This is a genomic window from Microbacterium sp. JB110 (assembly GCF_003335195.1).
In the GTDB taxonomy this organism is placed as follows: Bacteria; Actinomycetota; Actinomycetes; order Actinomycetales; family Microbacteriaceae; genus Microbacterium.
On the sequence record NZ_QPGM01000004.1, the window covers coordinates 1 to 16928 of the forward strand.

Consider the following 16928-nt stretch of genomic DNA (forward strand, 5'->3'; position numbering starts at 1 on the left):
GGGAGCGCACGCTGCGCGGGGTGCTCGCCCCGCCGGCGGACCCGGGCCGTGCCGACCCGCCGGGCGAGCTCGCGCTGCTGTTCGATATCAGGAGCCATGAGCCCGAGTCGCCGAAGGGGCGAGGCATCGCGATCCGTCCGGCGATCCGCGGTTCCAGCGGTGCCTGGGTGCGCGGCGGCATCTCGTGGGCGCACATCGCCGAGTCCGACGACCCCGACCCGCGCTGGCGTGCGCTGGCTGACATCGAGGGCATCTACTCCGGCCGGCACAACTTCGCCGCCTCGGCCGATCGGCTGCGCAGGGCCACCGCGCACGGCATGCTGCCGGCGTCGTCCTGGAACTCCCCTGCGTGGGTCAGGCTCGACGCCGCGCCGTCGCGCGGGCTGTGGGATGCGCTGCAGACGGCCTACGACGCCGGCGTCGAGTTCATCGCGGACGCCGGAGGGCAGGAGCCCGTCGCGGTGTCGCAGGTCGCCTGCCGCGCCGTGATCGACCTGCGCATCGTCGGCGGGCGCCTCTGGGCTGATCCGACGATCGTCGACCGGAGCGATCCGGATGAGCGCAGCCGCTCCCTGCCGATCGGCGCACCCACCATCGCGGTCGCTCGCAGCGCAGGCCGTGACGACGCCATTGCGGAGATCCTCCCACTCGAGCAGCCCACGACCCCGGAATTCGACCGCCTGTACGCGTCCGGACATCTCACGATCCCCGCCGCGCGCATCCCGGACTTCGAGCGCGATTTCCTGCCGCAGCTGCGCGAGGTCGCTCCGCTCGTCTCCAGCGACGGCACCTTCGACGTTCCCGAGCCGCCGCTGCCCGAGCTCGTGCTCGCTGTCCGACATGCGGATCCGGTGGCCCGACTGTTCTGGGAATGGGAGTACGCACCGGACGAGCGGCGCAACCGTGCAGCCGAGCGCGACCTGATGGATCGCGTCGAGCAGGCGGCGGGCGCCTTCTCACACCTGCTCGCGCGCGGGCGGGCCGACCGTGTGTTCCCCGCACGAGACCTCGACCGCGACGAGACCGTCGAGTTCCTCGCGCACGTGCTGCCGGCGATCCGGGGCGTCGAGGGCCTGCGCATCGAGGCGCATGACGAGGTTCCCGCCTACTCGTTCGCCACGGAGGAGCCGCAGATCTCGATCGGCGTCGATCCGTCGGGTGAGGACTGGTTCGAGCTGAACATCGTGGTGACGATCCAGGGCGAGCCGGTCTCCAGCAGCGCGCTGCTCACGGCGCTCTCGCGCGGGCAGACGTACTTCCGGCTGCTCAGCGGCACGGTGTTCCCGCTGACCGATGAGCGCTTCGCCCGCCTGCGCGATGTGCTCACGGAGGCGAAGGCCCTCACCGACAGCCCGCCGGAGCATCCGCAGCTGCCGCGCAACCAGCTCGATCTGTGGCAGGAGCTGGCGGAGGTCGGCCTGCTCGACCGGCAGACCGCCGACTGGTTCGCCGCGATGCGCGAACTGGGCGACGACCGGGTTGAACAGCGGGACCCGCCGGCGAGCTTCCGAGCGGCGCTGCGCGACTACCAGCTCGACGGGTTCAGCTGGCTCGACTTCCTGCGGCGGCATCGCCTCGGCGGCCTGCTCGCCGACGACATGGGTCTGGGCAAGACGGTGCAGGTGCTCGCGGCCCTCGACGCCGCCCGCGCGGACGAGCCGGGAGCGCGCTTCCTCGTCGTGGCCCCGACGAGCGTGGTCGGGCACTGGTTGACCGAGGCCGAGCGCTTCGCTCCCGAGGTGACCGCCACCGCGATCGGCGAGACCAGCCGGAAGCGCGGCACGACGGTCGCCGATGCGGCGGGAGACGCGCGGCTGGTGGTGACCAGCTACGCCATTCTGCGCCTCGACGCCGAGCAGTTCCAGGATGCAGGGTTCCGCATCGTGGTGCTCGACGAGGCGCAGCAGGTGAAGAACTCGTCGTCGAAGGGGTATGCCGCGGCCCGCATGCTCGCCGCTCCCACGACCTTCGTGGTCACCGGCACGCCGTTGGAGAACAACCTGCTCGAGCTGTTCGCCCTGACCACGCTCGCCGCTCCCGGCCTGTTCGGCACCCGTTCGCACTTCCGCGAACACTTCCAGCGATCGATCGAGCGCGACCACAACGGCGACAGACTCGAACGCCTGCGCGCCAGAGTGCGACCGTTCCTGCTGCGCCGCACCAAGGAGGAGGTCGCCCCCGAGCTGCCGCCGAAGACGGAGCAGGTGCTGGAGATCCCGCTGCATCCAGCGCACCAGCGCGCCTACGAGCGTCGCTTCCGCCGCGAGCAGCAGAAGCTGCTCGGCCTGCTCGACGACGTGAATCAGAACCAGGTGCAGATCCTCGCCTCGCTCACGCGGCTGCGCCGCGAGGCGCTGCATCCGGCGTTCGGTGACGGATCCGGCCCGTCCGCGAAGCTCGAGGCTCTCGGCGGGCTGCTCGAGGAGATCGTCGCCGACGGGCACAGGGCGCTGGTGTTCAGCCAGTTCACCGAGTTCCTGGGCCTTGCCGCCGAGGTCGCCGACGACCGCGGCATTCGGTACTCCTACCTCGACGGGTCGACGACGCGTGCCGGGCGCCAGCGCATGATCGACCGCTTCGAGAACGGCGACGATCCGGCGTTCTTCATCTCGCTGAAGGCGGGCGGCACCGGGCTGAACCTCACCGCGGCCGACTACTGCATCCTGCTCGACCCGTGGTGGAACCCCGCAGCCGAGGAGCAGGCCATCGACCGCACCCACCGCATCGGCCAGTCCCGCCCGGTCATGGTCTACCGGCTCATCTCAGCCGGCACCATCGAGCAGAAGGTGCTCGACCTGCAGGCCAAGAAGCGCCGCCTGTTCGACGACGTCCTCTCCGGCGCGGGGGCGACCCCCTTCACCGCCGACGACTACCGTGAGCTGCTCGCGTAGCATCGACCCCGGTTCCAGGAGTGCCGAAGTGCTCTGAAGTTACGTCATACGAGCACTTCAGCACTCGCGAACCCGCGCACACCACTCAATCCAACAGCAGCGCGGGCTCCTCGAGCACGGCGGCGATGTCGGCGAGGAAGCGGCTGATCTTGTCGCCGTCGACGATGCGGTGGTCGAAGGAGCCCGACACGGTGGTCACCCACGCGGGGCGCACCTCGCCGTCGACGACCCACGGCTTCTGACGAATAGCGCCCATTGCGACGATGCCCGCCTCGCCCTGGTTGATGATCGGGGTGCCCGCGTCCATGCCGAACACGCCGATGTTGGTGATCGTGATGGTGCCGGCCTGCTGATCGGCCGGGGTCGTCTTGCCCTCGCGGGCTGTGAGCGTGAGGTCCTGCAGTGCCACGGCGAGCTCGCGCAGGCTGAGTTCGTGCGCGTTCTTGATGTTCGGCACGATCAGGCCGCGCGGCGTGGCCGCCGCGATGCCCAAGTTCACGTACCCGCGCACCTGGATCTCGGCACCCTGCTCGTTCTCGACCCACGCCGAGTTCACCTCTGGGGTGCGCTGCACCGCCCAGATCAGCGCCTTCGCGAACACCAGCAGCGGCGACACCCGCACATCGGCGAACTGCGGCTGCGCCTTCAGTCGCTTCACGAAGTCCATCGTGCGGCTCGCATCGACGTCGGTCCACACCGACACGTGCGGCGCCGTGTACGCCGACTTCACGACCCCGGTTGCGGTCGCCTTGCGGACGCCCTTGACCGGGATCGTCTCGTAACGGTCGTCGGCCGGCTTCGCGGCGACGGGGATCGAGCGCTCGCGCTCCGCCGGCCACTCCGGCGTCTCGATGTTGCGGAACACCTTCGCCTGGTCCGCGTGCCCCACGACGTCGTCGCGCGTGACCTCGCCGGAGGGACCGGACGGGTTCACGTCGTTCAGATCGACGCCGAGATCGCGGGCGAGCTTGCGCACCGGAGGCTTCGCGACGACGCCGACCGCCGACGCGACCGGACTCTCACGCTTCTTCTTGCGCCTGCGGGTCTGCACGTCGCCGCCCGATCCGTACCCGACCAGCACGGATCCCGAGCCGGAGTCGTCCGCCGCGGCAGCGGCATCCGGAGCCTTCGCCTCGGGCTCGTCTGCGCCTGCCACGTGCAGGATCGGGGTGCCCACCTCGACGGTGTCGCCCTCGGCCACCAGCAGCTCCGAGACCTCGCCGGCATACGGCGACGGCAGCTCGACGAGCGACTTGGCGGTCTCGATCTCGGCGACGACGTCGTTGACGGCGACGGTGTCACCTGGCGCCACATGCCACTGCACGATCTCGGCCTCGGTCAGCCCCTCACCGACATCCGGAAGGTTGTACGTCTGCATGCGCAGATCCTCTCGTCGTGGCTAGTACGCCATCGCGCGGTCGACGGCCTCGAGAATGCGGTCGGCGTCCGGCAGGTACGCACCCTCCAGCTTGGCGGGTGGGAACGGTGTATCGAAACCCGAAACGCGCAGAACCGGCGCCTCGAGCGAATAGAAGGCGCGCTCGGTCACGGTCGCGGCGACCTCGCTGCCCAGGCTGGTGAAGCCCGGTGCCTCCTGTGCGTAGACCATGCGCCCCGTCGAGCGCACCGATGTCAGGATCGGGTCGTAGTCGACGGGCGACAGCGAGCGGACGTCCACGACCTCACAGCTGACGCCCTCGCCCTCGGCGAGCGCCGCGGCCTGCAGCAGGGTCGCCACCATGGCACCGTGGCCGACGAGGGTGACGTCGGTGCCCTTGCGCACCACACGGCTGGCATGCAGCGACAGCGCGCGCTCGGCCGCATCGACCTCGCCCTTCTGCCAGTAGCGCGACTTCGGCTCGAGGAAGATCACCGGGTCGGACGAGCCGATCGCGTCCTGGATCATCCAGTACGCGTCGTTCGGCGTCGACGGGCTCACCACGCGCAGCCCCGGGGTGTGCGTGAAGTACGCTTCAGGGCTCTCCTGGTGGTGCTCGACCGCGCCGATGTGCCCGCCGTACGGGATCCGGATGACCACGGGCAGACTGAGCCTGCTCTCGTAGCGGTTGGTGAGCTTGGCCAGCTGGGTGGTGATCTGGTCGAAGCCGGGGAACACGAAACCGTCGAACTGGATCTCGACGACGGGGCGGTACCCGCCCATCGCCAGCCCGATCGCGGTGCCCACGATGCCGGACTCGGCCAGGGGTGTGTCGAGCACACGCTTCTCGCCGAACTCGGCGTGCAGACCCTCGGTGACGCGGAAGACGCCGCCGAGCGGGCCGATGTCCTCACCCATCATCAGAACGCGCTCGTCGTCGGTCATCGCTTTCCGAAGACCGGCGTTCAGCGCCTTCACGAACGGCATGGTGCCCGTGTCGATCGCGCTCACGCTTCGCCTCCCTCGAACGACGCCTCGTAGTCGGCGAGCCAGCGGGCCTGCTCGTCCATCAGCGGATGCGGGTCCGAGTACACGTGCTGGAACATCGTCTCCTTCGCGGGGGCTTCGAGCTCCACCGTGCGCACCCGGACGTCGTCGGCGTAGGCGGCAGCCTCTGCGTCGACCTCGTCGAAGAAGGCGTCGGCCGCGCCCCGTGAGGCGAGGTAGGCGCGCATCCGGTCGATGGGGTCGCGGGCGATCCACGACTCCTCTTCGCTCTTGGTGCGGTATTTGGTCGGGTCGTCGCTCGTGGTGTGCGCACCGAGCCGGTACGTCACGGCTTCGATCGCCCGCGGCCCGTTCCCCGCCCGCGCCTCGTCGAGGGCCGTACGGGTGACCGCGTAGCTGGCGAGCACATCGTTGCCGTCGATCCGGAGCGGCTCCATCCCGTAGCCGGCGGCGCGCTGCGCCAGTGGAACGCGCGACTGCACCTCGACCGGCACGGAGATCGCCCACTGGTTGTTCTGCAGGAAGAACACCTGCGGGGTGCGGTAGCTCGCGGCGAACACCATCGCCTCGTGCACGTCGCCCTGGCTCGATGCCCCGTCGCCGTAGTAGACCATCACAGCCTGATCGGACTCCGGATCGCCCGTGCCGACGACGCCGTCGAAGGTCTTCGCCATCGCGTATCCCGTGGCGTGCAGCGTCTGCGAGCCGAGCACGAGCGTGTAGTTGCGCACGTTGCCGTTGGCGGGGTCCGTCGGGTCCCAGCCGCCGTGGCTGACGCCGCGCATGAGCCGGATGATCCCGATCGGGTCGACGCCGCGAACGGTCGCGACGACGTGCTCGCGGTACGAGGGGAAGAGCGTGTCCTGCGCTCGCGCTGCGCGCACGGAACCGACCTGGGCGGCCTCCTGACCGCGCGACGGCGGCCACAGGGCGAGTTGGCCCTGCCGCTGCAGCATGGTGGCCTGAGTGTCGAAGGCGCGCACCACCACCATGTCGCGGTAGAACTGCTCGAGTTCTGCGTCGCCGAGCGCCTCGATCAAGGGGAGGTACCGCTCCGCCTGCTCCGTCGGCGCGACCCGGCCGCTCGCGTCAAGGACGCGGATGAGGCCGTCGTCTGGTCCGGTGTCGTCTTGCGCTGAAGTCACTTCTCCACGCTATGTCCGCCGAGCCGAAACAACGGTGTGACATCCTCGACAACGCATTTCCCGATCCATAGGCGGCGCCCCACAGACCCATACGCGGCCGCGCATGGTGGCCCGAGCGCCACGGGCCGTCAGCCGCGAAGCTGCCGGGCGACGGCGATCACCCGGTCGATCGACTCCGCCTCGCCGACCGAGATCCGGATGCCGTCAGGGAACACGCGCACCATCAGTCCCGCCGCGTCGAAAGCCGCGGCGACGGCGGAGTCCGCCGTATCGAGCCAGGCGAAGTTGCCCTGCGCCTCCGGGACGGCCCACCCGGCATCCCGCAGACCGGCGACGAGCCGCTCTCGGCGAGCGGCGATCTCGGCGACACGCTCGAGCAGCTCGCTCTCGTGCTCGAGGCTCGCCAGCGCTGCGGTCTCCGCCTGCGCGGTCACCGACAGCGGGATGATCGTCGCCCGAGCGGCGTCGAGCACACGCGTGTGGCCGATCGCGTAGCCGATGCGCAGGGCGGCGAGGCCGTACGCCTTCGAGAAGGTGCGCAGCACCACCACGTTCGGGTGCTGCTCGAACACGCGCTCGGCGACGCCGCCGACCGCGGCATCGTCGGTGACGAACTCGGCGTAGGCCTCGTCGAGCAGAATCAGCACATCCTTCGGCACCCGTTCGACGAAGCGCTCGAACTCGTCAGACGTGATGATCGAGCCGGTGGGATTGTTCGGCGTGCACAGCAGCACGACACGGGTGCGATCGGTGACGGCCGCAGCCATCGCGTCGAGGTCGTGCCGACCGTCCGGCAGGTTCGGCACCTGCACACCCTTCGCGCCTGCCACGAGGACGAGGCCGGGATACGCCTCGAACGAGCGCCACGCGTGCACGACCTCGTCGCCTGCACCCGCCGCGGCCTGGATGAATGCGGCAAGCAGCGAGACGCTGCCTGCACCGGCGAGCACCTGCTCGCGCTCGACGCCGTACCGTTCGGCGAGCGCCGCGCACAGCCGCCCCGCCGTCGCGTCCGGATAGCGGTTGATCGCCGAGGCGCCGTGCAGCGCTTCGAGCACGCCGGGCAGCGGTTCGAACGCGTTCTCGTTGCTCGACAGCTTGAACCCGCTCGGGTCAGCCTGGCGCCCCTGCCGGTACGGCGGAAGCTGTTCGATCTCGGGGCGGAGGCGGGGAAGCACGGGCTCGGTCACGCGCTCAAGCCTACGACGCGAGCGTGTCTGGCAGTTCCCCGGATGCGCCGGCAGGACGACCGTGCGACATTGGTCGGATGGGATTCATCATCCGAGTCGTCGTCAATGCGTTCGCCCTGTGGGTGGTGAGCCTGATCGGGTTCCTACGCGTCACGGTGACGCCGTTCGGCGACGGGGGCACTGTCGAGCTCCTGCTCACCTTGGCGGCCGTCGCCGCGATCTTCGCCATCGTGAACACGGTGGTCGGCACCGTGATCAAGATCGTCGCGTTCCCGATCTACCTGCTCACGCTCGGACTGATCACCTTCGTCGTGAACGGGTTCCTGCTCTGGCTGACGGCATGGATCACGAGCGGATTCGGCTGGGGTCTGGCCGTGGAGGATTTCTGGCGAGGCGTGGCCGCCGCCATCCTGATCTCGATCATCAACGCCGTATTCGGCGTCATCCTGCGTCCGCAGCGCAAGAAGAAGCGCTGACGAGGCGATCAGGGCACCCAGCGGATCGGTGCCGGTCATTTCTTCACGGGTCGCTGAGCGCTGAACTCGACGAACGACACGTCTTCGGCGGTGCCGAGCCTCGCGAACAGCTCGTCGAGGGCGTCGAGTCGCGGGTCGCTGCTGGCGTCGATCTCGACGGCGGTCTCGGCATAGGCATCGAGGCGGTGGGCCGGAAGAACGATGTCGTGGATGCCATCGGCCGGATCGAAGTCCTTCTCGACCACGACACCGTCCGCGGGGTTGCCGCCGTCGGCGAGCATCGGCACGACGTCGTCCGTGTGCCGCACCGACACCTGCAGCAGGTCGTCTGCCCCTGCGACGTCGACGGGCGAGCCGAAGCTGACCAGGCTCTTCACGTCGTAGTCGCCCTCGGCGGCGAGCCTCGCTCCGACCATGGCGCCCTGGCTGAAGCCGAGCTCGTGCACTGTCTCACCTTCGCGCACCCCCGCGTCGGCGAGCGCCTGCTCGACGGCGTTGTACGACGCGGAACGCCTGCCCAGGTACAGATCGAGATTCGAACCCCAGTCCCAGGCGTCTGGCCCGCCGCCCTTGGTGCCGGCGAGGTAGACGACATGCTCCCTGCCGCCTTCGGGCAACTCGTAGGTCTCCACCCGGATGCGCGCGTCGGTATCGCCATCCGGAATCCGCTTCGCCGCCTCCGCCAGCGTGGCGGGTGCCTGCGTCGCCTCCGACCGCTGCACCGGCGTCACGCGCACCGGGTCGCCCTTCCCGATCAGCCTGGCACCCATCGGCACGACGCCGACCCCCATCGCAGCGATGAGCCCCCGCGCGTCGCCCATGGCATCGCGCATGTCGGGCTCCGACACCCCCGTCCACACCGGTGGCAGCAGCCCATTCGCCGCACTCCCCCACTCGTCGGTCGCCGCCTGCCCCGTGTGTGCGCGCCACGCGTTCCAGTGCCGGTTCGCCTGCGTGAGAGCCGCCGGATTGGTCTCAGCGAGCTCCTGCCACCTGGTGCTGATCCCGTCGAGCGCCGCATCACGCTCGGCAGCCGCCTGGGGCCCGAGCCTCGCGCCAGCGGCGACCTGCGCGCCCGGGAGGGCGGTGCAGGTGATCATCGTCCAGCGGAATCGCAGCTCGACGAACTCGTACGCGTCGGCCGCGTCGCGAAGATGACGTGCAAGCAGGTCGAGGCGCCCTGCCGCACCGATCGCGTCGCTCTGCACATCCATCGCCCTGCCATCGCCGACATTCGGCGCGACGCCGATCACGATCGCCGCCTCCTGCGCCAGGCCCGCGATCTCCCTCATCCGTTCCGACGCCTCTGATACGCCGGATGCCGCCGAACGGAGCGAGTCGGGATCGACGGCGATGACGGATCCGCTCGAGACCTCGATCGTCACGAGGAACCCTCCTCCGTCTGCGCCATCACGCTGTACATCACCTGTGCCGCCAGCTCGCCGACGGCGGAGATCTCGCTGATGCGGTTCCACACCTGGGCCTGGAAGTGCCCGGCGGCCTCGGACTCCCATTGCACGCTGCTCGCCGTCGCGAGCAGGTCGAGACTGATCGCATCGCACTCGCTCCGCACCGCGGCGAGGCGCGTCGTCGCGTAGCTGAGCGGGGAGAAGGATGTCTGCAACATGCTTCCAGCGTTCCGACATCCGTCTCCGTCGTCCAGACCCGACGGGCGGTTGGGGACGACTCTGCGCCGGTATCGGGGCTGTGGGGGAAACGACGCGTGCGAAGTAGAATCGCTTCCGCGGCGCATGACCGCTTCCGCCTGAGACCTGGAGGACATCCTGAGCGCTTTCCCGACCCAGCCCCTGAGCCCGCTCGATGGTCGCTACCAGGCGGCCGTCTCACCCCTGGGCGAGTTCCTCTCCGAAGCGGGCCTGAACCGTGCCCGCGTCGAGGTCGAGGTCGAGTGGATCATCACCCTGACGAGCCGCTCCCTGTTCGGCACGCAGCCTCTCGACGAGGCGACGCAGGCGAAGCTGCGCGAGCTGTACACCGCGTTCGACCAGGAGTCGATCGACTGGCTCGCGACCAAGGAGGCCGTCACCAGGCACGACGTGAAGGCCGTCGAATACCTGGTGCGCGACAGGCTCTCGCGCCTCGGGCTCGACGCCATCGCCGAACTCACCCACTTCGGCTGCACGAGCGAGGACATCAACTCGCTCGCCTACGCGCTCACCGTCAAGCGTGCGGTGACCGAGGTGTGGCTGCCCGCGCTGCGCGCCATGCTGGACAAACTGCGCGCCCTCTCACTCGAGCTCGCCGACGCCCCGATGCTGTCGCGCACGCACGGCCAACCCGCCACGCCCTCCACGATGGGCAAGGAGCTGGGCGTGTTCGTATGGCGCGTGGAGCGCGTGGTGCGTCGGCTCGAGAACCTCGAGTATCTCGGCAAGTTCTCCGGTGCGACCGGCACGTGGTCGGCGCACACGGTCGCCTCCCCCGACACCGACTGGCCAGCCGTCGCGCGCGGGTTCGTCGAAGGTCTCGGGCTCGACTTCAACCCGGTCACGACCCAGATCGAGTCGCACGACTGGCAGGTCGAGCTGTACGACGCCGCCAAGCACGCCGGTGGCATCCTGCACAACCTCGCCCAGGACATCTGGACCTACATCTCGCTCGGCTACTTCACGCAGATCCCCGTCGCCGGTGCGACGGGCTCATCGACGATGCCGCACAAGATCAACCCGATCAAGTTCGAGAACGCCGAGGCGAACTTCGAGATCGCGGGCGGGCTGTTCGCCACGCTCGCGCAGACGCTCGTGACCTCGCGCCTGCAACGAGACCTGACCGATTCGACGACCCAGCGCAACATCGGCGTCGCCTTCGGCCACTCGCTGCTCGCGCTGAACAACCTGTCTGGCGGGCTGGACCAGATCGCGCTCTCGCGCGAGACGCTGCTGGCCGATCTCGACGGCAACTGGGAGATCCTCGGGGAGGCGATCCAGACGGTCGTGCGCGCCGAAGTCGTGGCGGGCCGCAGCCGGATCTCCGACCCCTATGCGCTGCTGAAGGAGCTCACCCGCGGTCACCGCGTCGGCGGCGCCGAGCTGGCGGAGTTCGTCAGCGGCCTCGACATCGGCGACGAGGCCAAGGAGCGCCTGCTCGCCCTCACCCCCGACACCTACACCGGCCTGGCTGAGCAGATCACCCGCACACACCTCTGACGGCACCGTCCGTTCGCGAGTGCCTACGTTTCTCGCGAGTGCCTACGCAATTGCGTAGGCACTCGCGAAGAAGATAGGCATTCGCGTGGCGCCAGGCCGTGCCGCGGGCCGCTGGGTCACTCGTCGTCGAGGATGACGCCTTCGTCGAGGAGCGCCAGGTCTGCGCGCGTGACGAGGTTCGACGACACCGCGTACTCGACCAGGCGCGCACGGCGATTGGTGGCGAGCTTGCCAGGGCCTCCCCGCAGGCCCTGCACGCCCATCCGGTCGAGCTTGTCGCAGACATTGTCGAGCTTGCGGTTGAACTTGCTCATCGTCCAACCGAGCCGCTCCGCGGCGAGCGTCGACGATGGCAGCTCGCTCATGCTGACGCCGTCGCGGCGCAGCATCGGCTCCGCGAGTGCGACGATCAGCTGCTTCTGCAGCGGTGTGAAGCTGACCGGCATGACGGTGGTCTCACCGCTGGTCTGATTCTTCACCTGCGATGACACCGAGAACTGCGGCTCCGACGTGTGCATGCTGATCTCGTACGTCGTCGGCCCCGCGGTGAACACGATCGTGGACTGCTCGAAGACGACCGGGATGCTCGCGCCGGGCGACAGCCACGACTGCACGGCTCCCCCCGCACTCGACACGGTCGCCGACAGTCGCGAGCCCACGTTCGACAGCCACCACAGACTGTCACGGAAGTTCAGCTCGAGGAACACCCGGTGCAGATACTGGTTGTCGTCGATCTCGAGGTCGGCATCGCGGCCGATCGTGAAAGAAGTGCCTGGCTGCACCTCGACCCACTCGCCTGCGAACTCGATGCGCAGCGGCCGCGCCCGGCCCGGTTCGGCCGGCACAGTGGACTGCTCGATCTCTCCGGTGTCGTTCGACATGTCTCCCCCTGAACACGCTCCGCCTCGACGGAATCGGTTGCGACCTGTGAATGCAGGTCTCGCCAAGGGGCATTCTATCCGCGCGCGGAGTGTACTACGTGTACCGCGGACGGTGGCGCGTCGGCGGCTACTTCTCCGGCGTGCCGTCCGGTGTGCTCTGCTCGTCCCCGTCCGGCGCCTCGTCCTCATCCGGCACCTGGTCCTCGTGACCGAGGAGCACGGGACGGTCGACGTCTTTCTCGACGTCGGCCGGATCGACCGCGAGCAGCAGCAGCGATACGCACAGCAGCACCACGATGAAGGCGACCCCCGCGATGATGCCGGCCACCGACCACGCGCGCAACCGGTGTTCGATGGGAACGGATTCGAATGCCCCCATCGACATAGCCGTGATGATGCCGGCGAACGCCGCGCACACGAATGCGATGCCCAGCAGCTGGGCGGGGCGCATCAGGTCGCGGCGGCGGGTCTTGTCGGTCACGCGTGGTCCTTCTCGTGGTGCGTAGCGGTGGGGATTTCGGCCTCGGCGGCCGGTTCGACGTGGCGCGGAGTGAACCCGGCGATCGCAAGATAGACCGCGAGGATCGCGGTGTACCCGCCGAAGAGGCCGACCATGATGATCTGCCCCGAGAGGGTGAAGGTCTGCCCCGCCTCCTTGATGAAGTAGTCGAGGGTGTAGTCCGGCGAGACGAACGCAACGGCGACGGCGAGCACGACGCCGAGAACACCGACGAACATGGCGTCGCGGGCGAGCGGCCGATCGCGGCCGGCCCTGCGGTCGGCGAACCCGACGAAGAACTCGGCGATGCCCGTCGCCGCCGCCCACACGATGAGCAGCACGAACAGCAGCAGGACAGAACGCAGCGGCTGGATCGACGCCACGATTCCCGTCACGAGATCGAACCCGGCCAGCAGGAGGAACCCGGGCCTGCGGGTGCGATCGTCCACGAGGAATGCGGCGACCGCGAGCACGAGCGCCGTGGTGACGACGAAACCGGAGAACACGGTCAGCCCGACCACGTACGACTTGTCCGACGAGAACGTCACCATCGCGGCCGCTGCGGCCGCCATCAGCGCACGCACCAGCTGAACGTGCCGCGACGTGAATGGCGCGACGGGTGCGGAAGACATGGATCGACCTCGAGGATCAGAGGGGGAGTTTACGACTCCATCCTAATGACGCCGCCTGAGCGTATCCGGATGCGCTCGTCATCCTTTCGAACGAGACGGGAGTTCATCCATGCGGCGGATGTGCCGGTGCGGATCTTCCGATGGACTGTAACCATGTTCGACGCACTCCGCACCTTCACCGAAACCCTCCCCGACGCCGTCCAGTGGCTCGGGCTCATCCTCCTCGGCGCCATTCCGTTCGTCGAGAGCTACCTCTCCTCAGCCATCGGCGTCATCATCGGCGTGCACCCGGTGATCGCCGTCGCCGCGGCGGTCGTCGGCAACGTCATCTCGATGCTGATCTTCGTGTTCTCGGCCCACGGCATCCGGACCGCCGCCACCAAGAACCGTGAGGCGAAGGAGCTCTCGCCGCGGCGGGCGAAGCTCAAGGAGCGTTTCGACCGCTACGGCGTCGCCGGAGTCAGCCTGCTCGGTCAGGCCGTGCTTCCCAGCCAGATCACCTCGGCCCTCATCGTCAGCTTCGGCGCCCCGCGCAACAAGGTGATCTTCTGGCAGATCATCTCGATCATCCTGTGGGGCGTGCTGTTCGCGGTGCTCGCCTCGCTCGGCATCGAGGTCGCCGGGCGCTTCTGAACAGCATCGCAGGACCGGATGCGACGAACGCGCCGGGCGGGATTGTCCCGTCCGGCGCGTTTCTCGTGCGTCGGGGCGTCAGCTCAGCGGCGGCACCTGGCCATGCGGCGGCTGACCCTGCTGCGGCTGCTGCGGCTGACCCGACTGGTCGTAGGGGTTCGTCTGCGGGGTCTGGCCAGGCTGCGCATAGCCGTCCGCCTGGCCGTACTGCTGCTGCGCCTGCGCGGCGAGCTCTGCGGCCTTCTGCTTGTCCTTCTTGCGCCCCACGATCAGCAGCGGGATCCCGATCAGCAGCAGCGGGAACGGGCCGTAGATCTGCAGCATGCCGATCCAGTCGGGCAGTCCGTCGAAGTGCGGATAGAAGAACGTGTCGACGAACCCGAGCGGCCAGCCCGGCTCACCGAGAGTGTTGAACACCGACGCGATATTGCGCACGAGCAGGATCACGGCGATCGCAATCAGAATGACGCCGATGTTCGTCAGGACGTTGCTGTTGCTCTTCTGCCGAGCCATGGTGGTTACTCCCCAGGTGCGGCACGCGACCGTGCCGATCGAAAGTGCGTCGCACCTTTTCAGCGCGCTCGCAGGAACGCCACGATCCTATGAGATTTCCCTCGTCGCGTGCAGGGGCAGAACTCCCCGAGTTGCGCGCAGCCCACGATGGGGAGCGGGTTCTCGGTAGTGTGAGATCCGCATCCGAACCCAGGGGGACTCATGTCGGTTGGTCTGCTCGCCGTCGTCGACGACATTCTCAGCGCCGCGCTGAAGGCCTCGGCGAAATCTGCGGGTGTCGTGATCGACGACGCCGCCGTGACGCCGCAGTACGTGCGCGGCATCCGTCCCGCACGCGAACTGCCCGTCGTCGGCTGGATCACCGTCGGCTCACTGGTCAACAAGTTCGTCATCATCATCCCGCTCGCACTGCTGCTGACAGCATTCGCCCCGTGGGTGCTGCCGTATCTGCTGATCATCGGCGGCAGCTACCTGTGCTTCGAGGGCGCGGAGAAGGTGCTCGAGTGGTTCGGGCTGCACCACGGTCACGCTGAGGAGGGTGCGCGCAATGAGCGCCAGCTGATCCTCGGGGCGGTGCGCACCGATCTCATCCTGTCGACAGAGATCATGCTGATCTCCCTGTCGAACCTCGACCCTGGGCTCAGCCTGTGGATGACGGTGCTCGTGCTCACCGTGATCGCCCTGATGATGACGGGCATCGTCTACGGCGCCGTCGCGCTTCTGGTGAAGATCGACGACGTCGGCATCGCCATGGCCGGAGGCGACACGCGCCGCTGGCGCCACCTCGGCACCCGCATCGTGCTGGCCATGCCCACGGTGTTCCGCGTCATCAGCGTGATCGGCACGGTCGCGATGCTCTGGGTGGGCGGCCACCTGCTGCTCGGCAACCTCGGCGAGGTGGGGCTGACGTTCTTCTCCGACCTGCTGCACGGCATCGCCCACGCGCTCGAGCCAGCAGGGGCCGTCGTCGCGTGGACCGGTGAGACGATCGCCTCGGGCGTCGCCGGGCTCGCGTGGGGTCTGGTCATCGTGGCCGCTGCGCTCGCCATCGGCCGGATGATCGGCAAGCGGCCGTCGTTCAGCGAGGGCGGCGAGTCGCCGGCGAAGCAGAGCGCGTAGAGCGCAGCGCGACGCTTCTCTTCAGGCTTCCCCCTGCCGCCCGACGGGGAGTGCCTTAACCTGTGTGCCATGGCCTCCTCAGCCCCACACGCAGAGACCGCCTCCCCCGGTGCAGCCCGCGGAGCCGCCCGCGACGTCGAACGCAGCCCCGCGCCCGACCTCGCCCGCGGGTTCGCGCTGCTGTTCATCGCACTCGCGAACACCCCGTTCTATCTGTGGGGCGCCTCGGCGTACGCCCTGACGAACGCTCACCCGAAGGACGGATCGGCTCTCGATGCCGTCACGCAGTTCGTGATCATTCTGACGGTCGACGGCCGCACCTACCCGCTGTTCGCCTTCCTGTTCGGCTACGGCATGGTGCAGCTCTACAACCGCCAGGTCACAGGCGGCACCGACGAACGCGCCGCCCGCCGTCTGCTGCACATTCGGCACGCCTGGCTGCTGGTGTTCGGCGTGGTCCATGCCGTCCTGCTCTGGGAGGGCGACATCCTGGGCGCATACGGACTCGCGGGGCTCGTGCTGGTCGCACTGTTCTTCCGGCGCCGCGACCGCACGCTCGCGGCCTGGGCGATCGTGCTCACCGGGGTCCTGGCGCTGTTCGCCGCGGTCTCGGTGCTCGCCGGATGGGGAATGTCGATGGTCGACCTCGATCCGTCATGGTTCCCGACCGGCATGGTGCACGCCGCCCAGGCAGAGCCGAACTATGCCGCTTCCGTGCTGTTGCGCCTCGGCACGTGGATCGCACTCGTCTTCGTGCAGGGCCTGTTCGGCCTCGTCGTTCCGGTCGCGATCCTGCTCGGGTTCTGGGCAGCGCGACGCCGCGTGCTCGAGGAGCCGGGCAACCACCTGCGCCTGCTGAGGAGGACCGCGGTGCTCGGCATCGCGATCGGATGGGTCGGCGGCGTTCCCGGAGCGCTCGTGCACCTCGACGTGATCGCCGTGCCGGTGCACGCATCGTGGATGTTCACCGGCGTCGCCTACCTCACGGGCCTCGCGTGCGGCATCGGCTATGCGGCACTGTTCGGGCTGCTCGGCCACGCGCTGAGCCGCCGCCGCGCTCTGCGACCCGCACCCCGGCGGATCGGACTGGCCGGCGCCGTCATGGCGGTCGGCAAGCGCTCACTCAGCTGTTACGTGATGCAGTCGGTGCTGTGCGCGCCGCTGCTGGCCGCGTGGGGCCTCGGATGGGGAGCGCACATGGGCAGCTTCGACATGGCGCTGTTCGCAATCGCCGTCTGGGCGGTCACCGTGCTGCTCGCCGCGGTGTGGGAGGCGAAGGGCTGGCGCGGCCCCGGCGAGATCCTGCTGCGCCGACTCGTGTACCGCCGCACGGCCGCGTGAGACCCGGCCCGCACGGCGGTACGCCCACACCGCGACCGTCCCCCTTCGTACCGAG

Annotated in this window: 16 protein-coding genes; 6 read left to right on the plus strand and 10 right to left on the minus strand. The window is 68.9% G+C overall.

Annotation, left to right across the window (positions count from 1 at the left end; all coding sequences use genetic code 11):
- Positions 1-2891: DEAD/DEAH box helicase (locus CIK77_RS08330; protein WP_114347238.1), on the plus strand; the 2891-nt coding region annotated here is incomplete at its 5' end.
- 85 nt (positions 2892-2976) lie between these two features.
- Here the strand turns inward: CIK77_RS08330 and CIK77_RS08335 are convergent.
- The 4 genes from CIK77_RS08335 to CIK77_RS08350 form a co-directional block, all read right to left on the minus strand.
- Complete coding sequence (locus tag CIK77_RS08335; RefSeq protein ID WP_087053747.1) at positions 2977-4275, minus strand: dihydrolipoamide acetyltransferase family protein; 1299 nt, start codon at positions 4273-4275, stop codon at positions 2977-2979.
- 15 nt (positions 4276-4290) lie between these two features.
- Positions 4291-5256 (minus strand): alpha-ketoacid dehydrogenase subunit beta, encoded by a 966-nt coding sequence (locus CIK77_RS08340; RefSeq protein ID WP_087053847.1) that lies wholly within the window; start codon positions 5254-5256, stop codon positions 4291-4293.
- 20 nt (positions 5257-5276) lie between these two features.
- Positions 5277-6422 (minus strand): thiamine pyrophosphate-dependent enzyme, encoded by a 1146-nt coding sequence (locus CIK77_RS08345; protein WP_249268463.1) that lies wholly within the window; start codon positions 6420-6422, stop codon positions 5277-5279.
- 128 nt (positions 6423-6550) lie between these two features.
- Entirely contained in the window at positions 6551-7612 is a 1062-nt protein-coding gene (locus tag CIK77_RS08350) for a histidinol-phosphate transaminase (protein ID WP_087053746.1), read from the minus strand.
- 77 nt (positions 7613-7689) lie between these two features.
- Here CIK77_RS08350 and CIK77_RS08355 point away from each other — a divergent pair, with 77 nt between their 5' ends.
- Positions 7690-8088, plus strand: coding sequence for a phage holin family protein (locus CIK77_RS08355; RefSeq protein ID WP_087053745.1), 399 nt, complete (start codon positions 7690-7692; stop codon positions 8086-8088).
- 35 nt (positions 8089-8123) lie between these two features.
- Here CIK77_RS08355 and CIK77_RS08360 read toward each other — a convergent pair whose 3' ends face one another.
- Together CIK77_RS08360 and CIK77_RS08365 are read right to left on the minus strand one after the other, a co-directional pair.
- Positions 8124-9473 carry a hypothetical protein gene (locus CIK77_RS08360; RefSeq protein WP_087053744.1) on the minus strand — a complete coding sequence of 450 codons (1350 nt, stop codon included), beginning with the start codon at positions 9471-9473 and terminating at the stop codon, positions 8124-8126.
- Positions 9470-9715 carry a hypothetical protein gene (locus CIK77_RS08365; RefSeq protein WP_087053743.1) on the minus strand — a complete coding sequence of 82 codons (246 nt, stop codon included), beginning with the start codon at positions 9713-9715 and terminating at the stop codon, positions 9470-9472. Before CIK77_RS08365 ends, CIK77_RS08360 begins: the two co-directional genes overlap by 4 nt.
- Positions 9716-9872: 157 nt before the next feature.
- Here CIK77_RS08365 and purB point away from each other — a divergent pair, with 157 nt between their 5' ends.
- Entirely contained in the window at positions 9873-11255 is a 1383-nt protein-coding gene (purB, locus tag CIK77_RS08370) for an adenylosuccinate lyase (RefSeq protein ID WP_087053742.1), read from the plus strand.
- Positions 11256-11371: 116 nt separating this feature from the next.
- Here the strand turns inward: purB and CIK77_RS08375 are convergent, their stop codons facing one another.
- The 3 genes from CIK77_RS08375 to CIK77_RS08385 all read right to left on the minus strand — a co-directional run bounded on the left by CIK77_RS08375 (position 11372) and on the right by CIK77_RS08385 (position 13267).
- Positions 11372-12136 carry a hypothetical protein gene (locus tag CIK77_RS08375; protein WP_249268462.1) on the minus strand — a complete coding sequence of 255 codons (765 nt, stop codon included), beginning with the start codon at positions 12134-12136 and terminating at the stop codon, positions 11372-11374.
- 127 nt (positions 12137-12263) lie between these two features.
- Complete coding sequence (locus CIK77_RS08380; protein WP_249268461.1) at positions 12264-12617, minus strand: amino acid transporter; 354 nt, start codon at positions 12615-12617, stop codon at positions 12264-12266.
- On the minus strand, positions 12614-13267 hold the full coding sequence (locus tag CIK77_RS08385; RefSeq protein WP_087053741.1) for a hypothetical protein: 654 nt from the start codon (positions 13265-13267) through the stop codon (positions 12614-12616). The genes CIK77_RS08380 and CIK77_RS08385 overlap by 4 nt, the downstream gene beginning before the upstream one ends.
- A gap of 153 nt (positions 13268-13420) precedes the next feature.
- On the opposite strand from CIK77_RS08385, the gene CIK77_RS08390 reads away from it, so the two are divergent.
- The gene (locus CIK77_RS08390; RefSeq protein WP_087053740.1) at positions 13421-13900 is read left to right on the plus strand and encodes a small multi-drug export protein; all 480 of its coding nucleotides are present in this window, start codon (positions 13421-13423) and stop codon (positions 13898-13900) included.
- 78 nt (positions 13901-13978) lie between these two features.
- Here the strand turns inward: CIK77_RS08390 and CIK77_RS17910 are convergent, their stop codons facing one another.
- Positions 13979-14413, minus strand: a complete 435-nt coding sequence (locus CIK77_RS17910) for a hypothetical protein (protein WP_087053739.1) — start codon at positions 14411-14413, stop codon at positions 13979-13981.
- A 201-nt stretch (positions 14414-14614) separates the two neighbouring features.
- Here CIK77_RS17910 and CIK77_RS08400 point away from each other — a divergent pair, with 201 nt between their 5' ends.
- Together CIK77_RS08400 and CIK77_RS08405 are read left to right on the plus strand one after the other, a co-directional pair.
- Positions 14615-15532 carry a DUF808 family protein gene (locus CIK77_RS08400; RefSeq protein ID WP_087053738.1) on the plus strand — a complete coding sequence of 306 codons (918 nt, stop codon included), beginning with the start codon at positions 14615-14617 and terminating at the stop codon, positions 15530-15532.
- Between the two features lie 69 nt (positions 15533-15601).
- Positions 15602-16873, plus strand: coding sequence for a DUF418 domain-containing protein (locus CIK77_RS08405; protein WP_087053737.1), 1272 nt, complete (start codon positions 15602-15604; stop codon positions 16871-16873).
- Positions 16874-16928 lie beyond the last annotated feature (55 nt).

Bases quoted from the DNA above. Each gene is read 5' to 3' on its own strand.
- CIK77_RS08340 (WP_087053847.1), bottom strand. From the start codon at position 5,256: ATGCCGTTCGTGAAGGCGCTGAACGCCGGTCTTCGGAAAGCGATGACC.
- CIK77_RS08355 (WP_087053745.1), top strand. From the start codon at position 7,690: ATGGGATTCATCATCCGAGTCGTCGTCAATGCGTTCGCCCTGTGGGTG.
- CIK77_RS08365 (WP_087053743.1), bottom strand. From the start codon at position 9,715: ATGTTGCAGACATCCTTCTCCCCGCTCAGCTACGCGACGACGCGCCTC.
- CIK77_RS08375 (WP_249268462.1), bottom strand. From the start codon at position 12,136: ATGTCGAACGACACCGGAGAGATCGAGCAGTCCACTGTGCCGGCCGAA.
- CIK77_RS08385 (WP_087053741.1), bottom strand. From the start codon at position 13,267: ATGTCTTCCGCACCCGTCGCGCCATTCACGTCGCGGCACGTTCAGCTG.
- CIK77_RS08390 (WP_087053740.1), top strand. From the start codon at position 13,421: ATGTTCGACGCACTCCGCACCTTCACCGAAACCCTCCCCGACGCCGTC.
- CIK77_RS17910 (WP_087053739.1), bottom strand. From the start codon at position 14,413: ATGGCTCGGCAGAAGAGCAACAGCAACGTCCTGACGAACATCGGCGTC.
- CIK77_RS08400 (WP_087053738.1), top strand. From the start codon at position 14,615: ATGTCGGTTGGTCTGCTCGCCGTCGTCGACGACATTCTCAGCGCCGCG.
- CIK77_RS08405 (WP_087053737.1), top strand. From the start codon at position 15,602: ATGGCCTCCTCAGCCCCACACGCAGAGACCGCCTCCCCCGGTGCAGCC.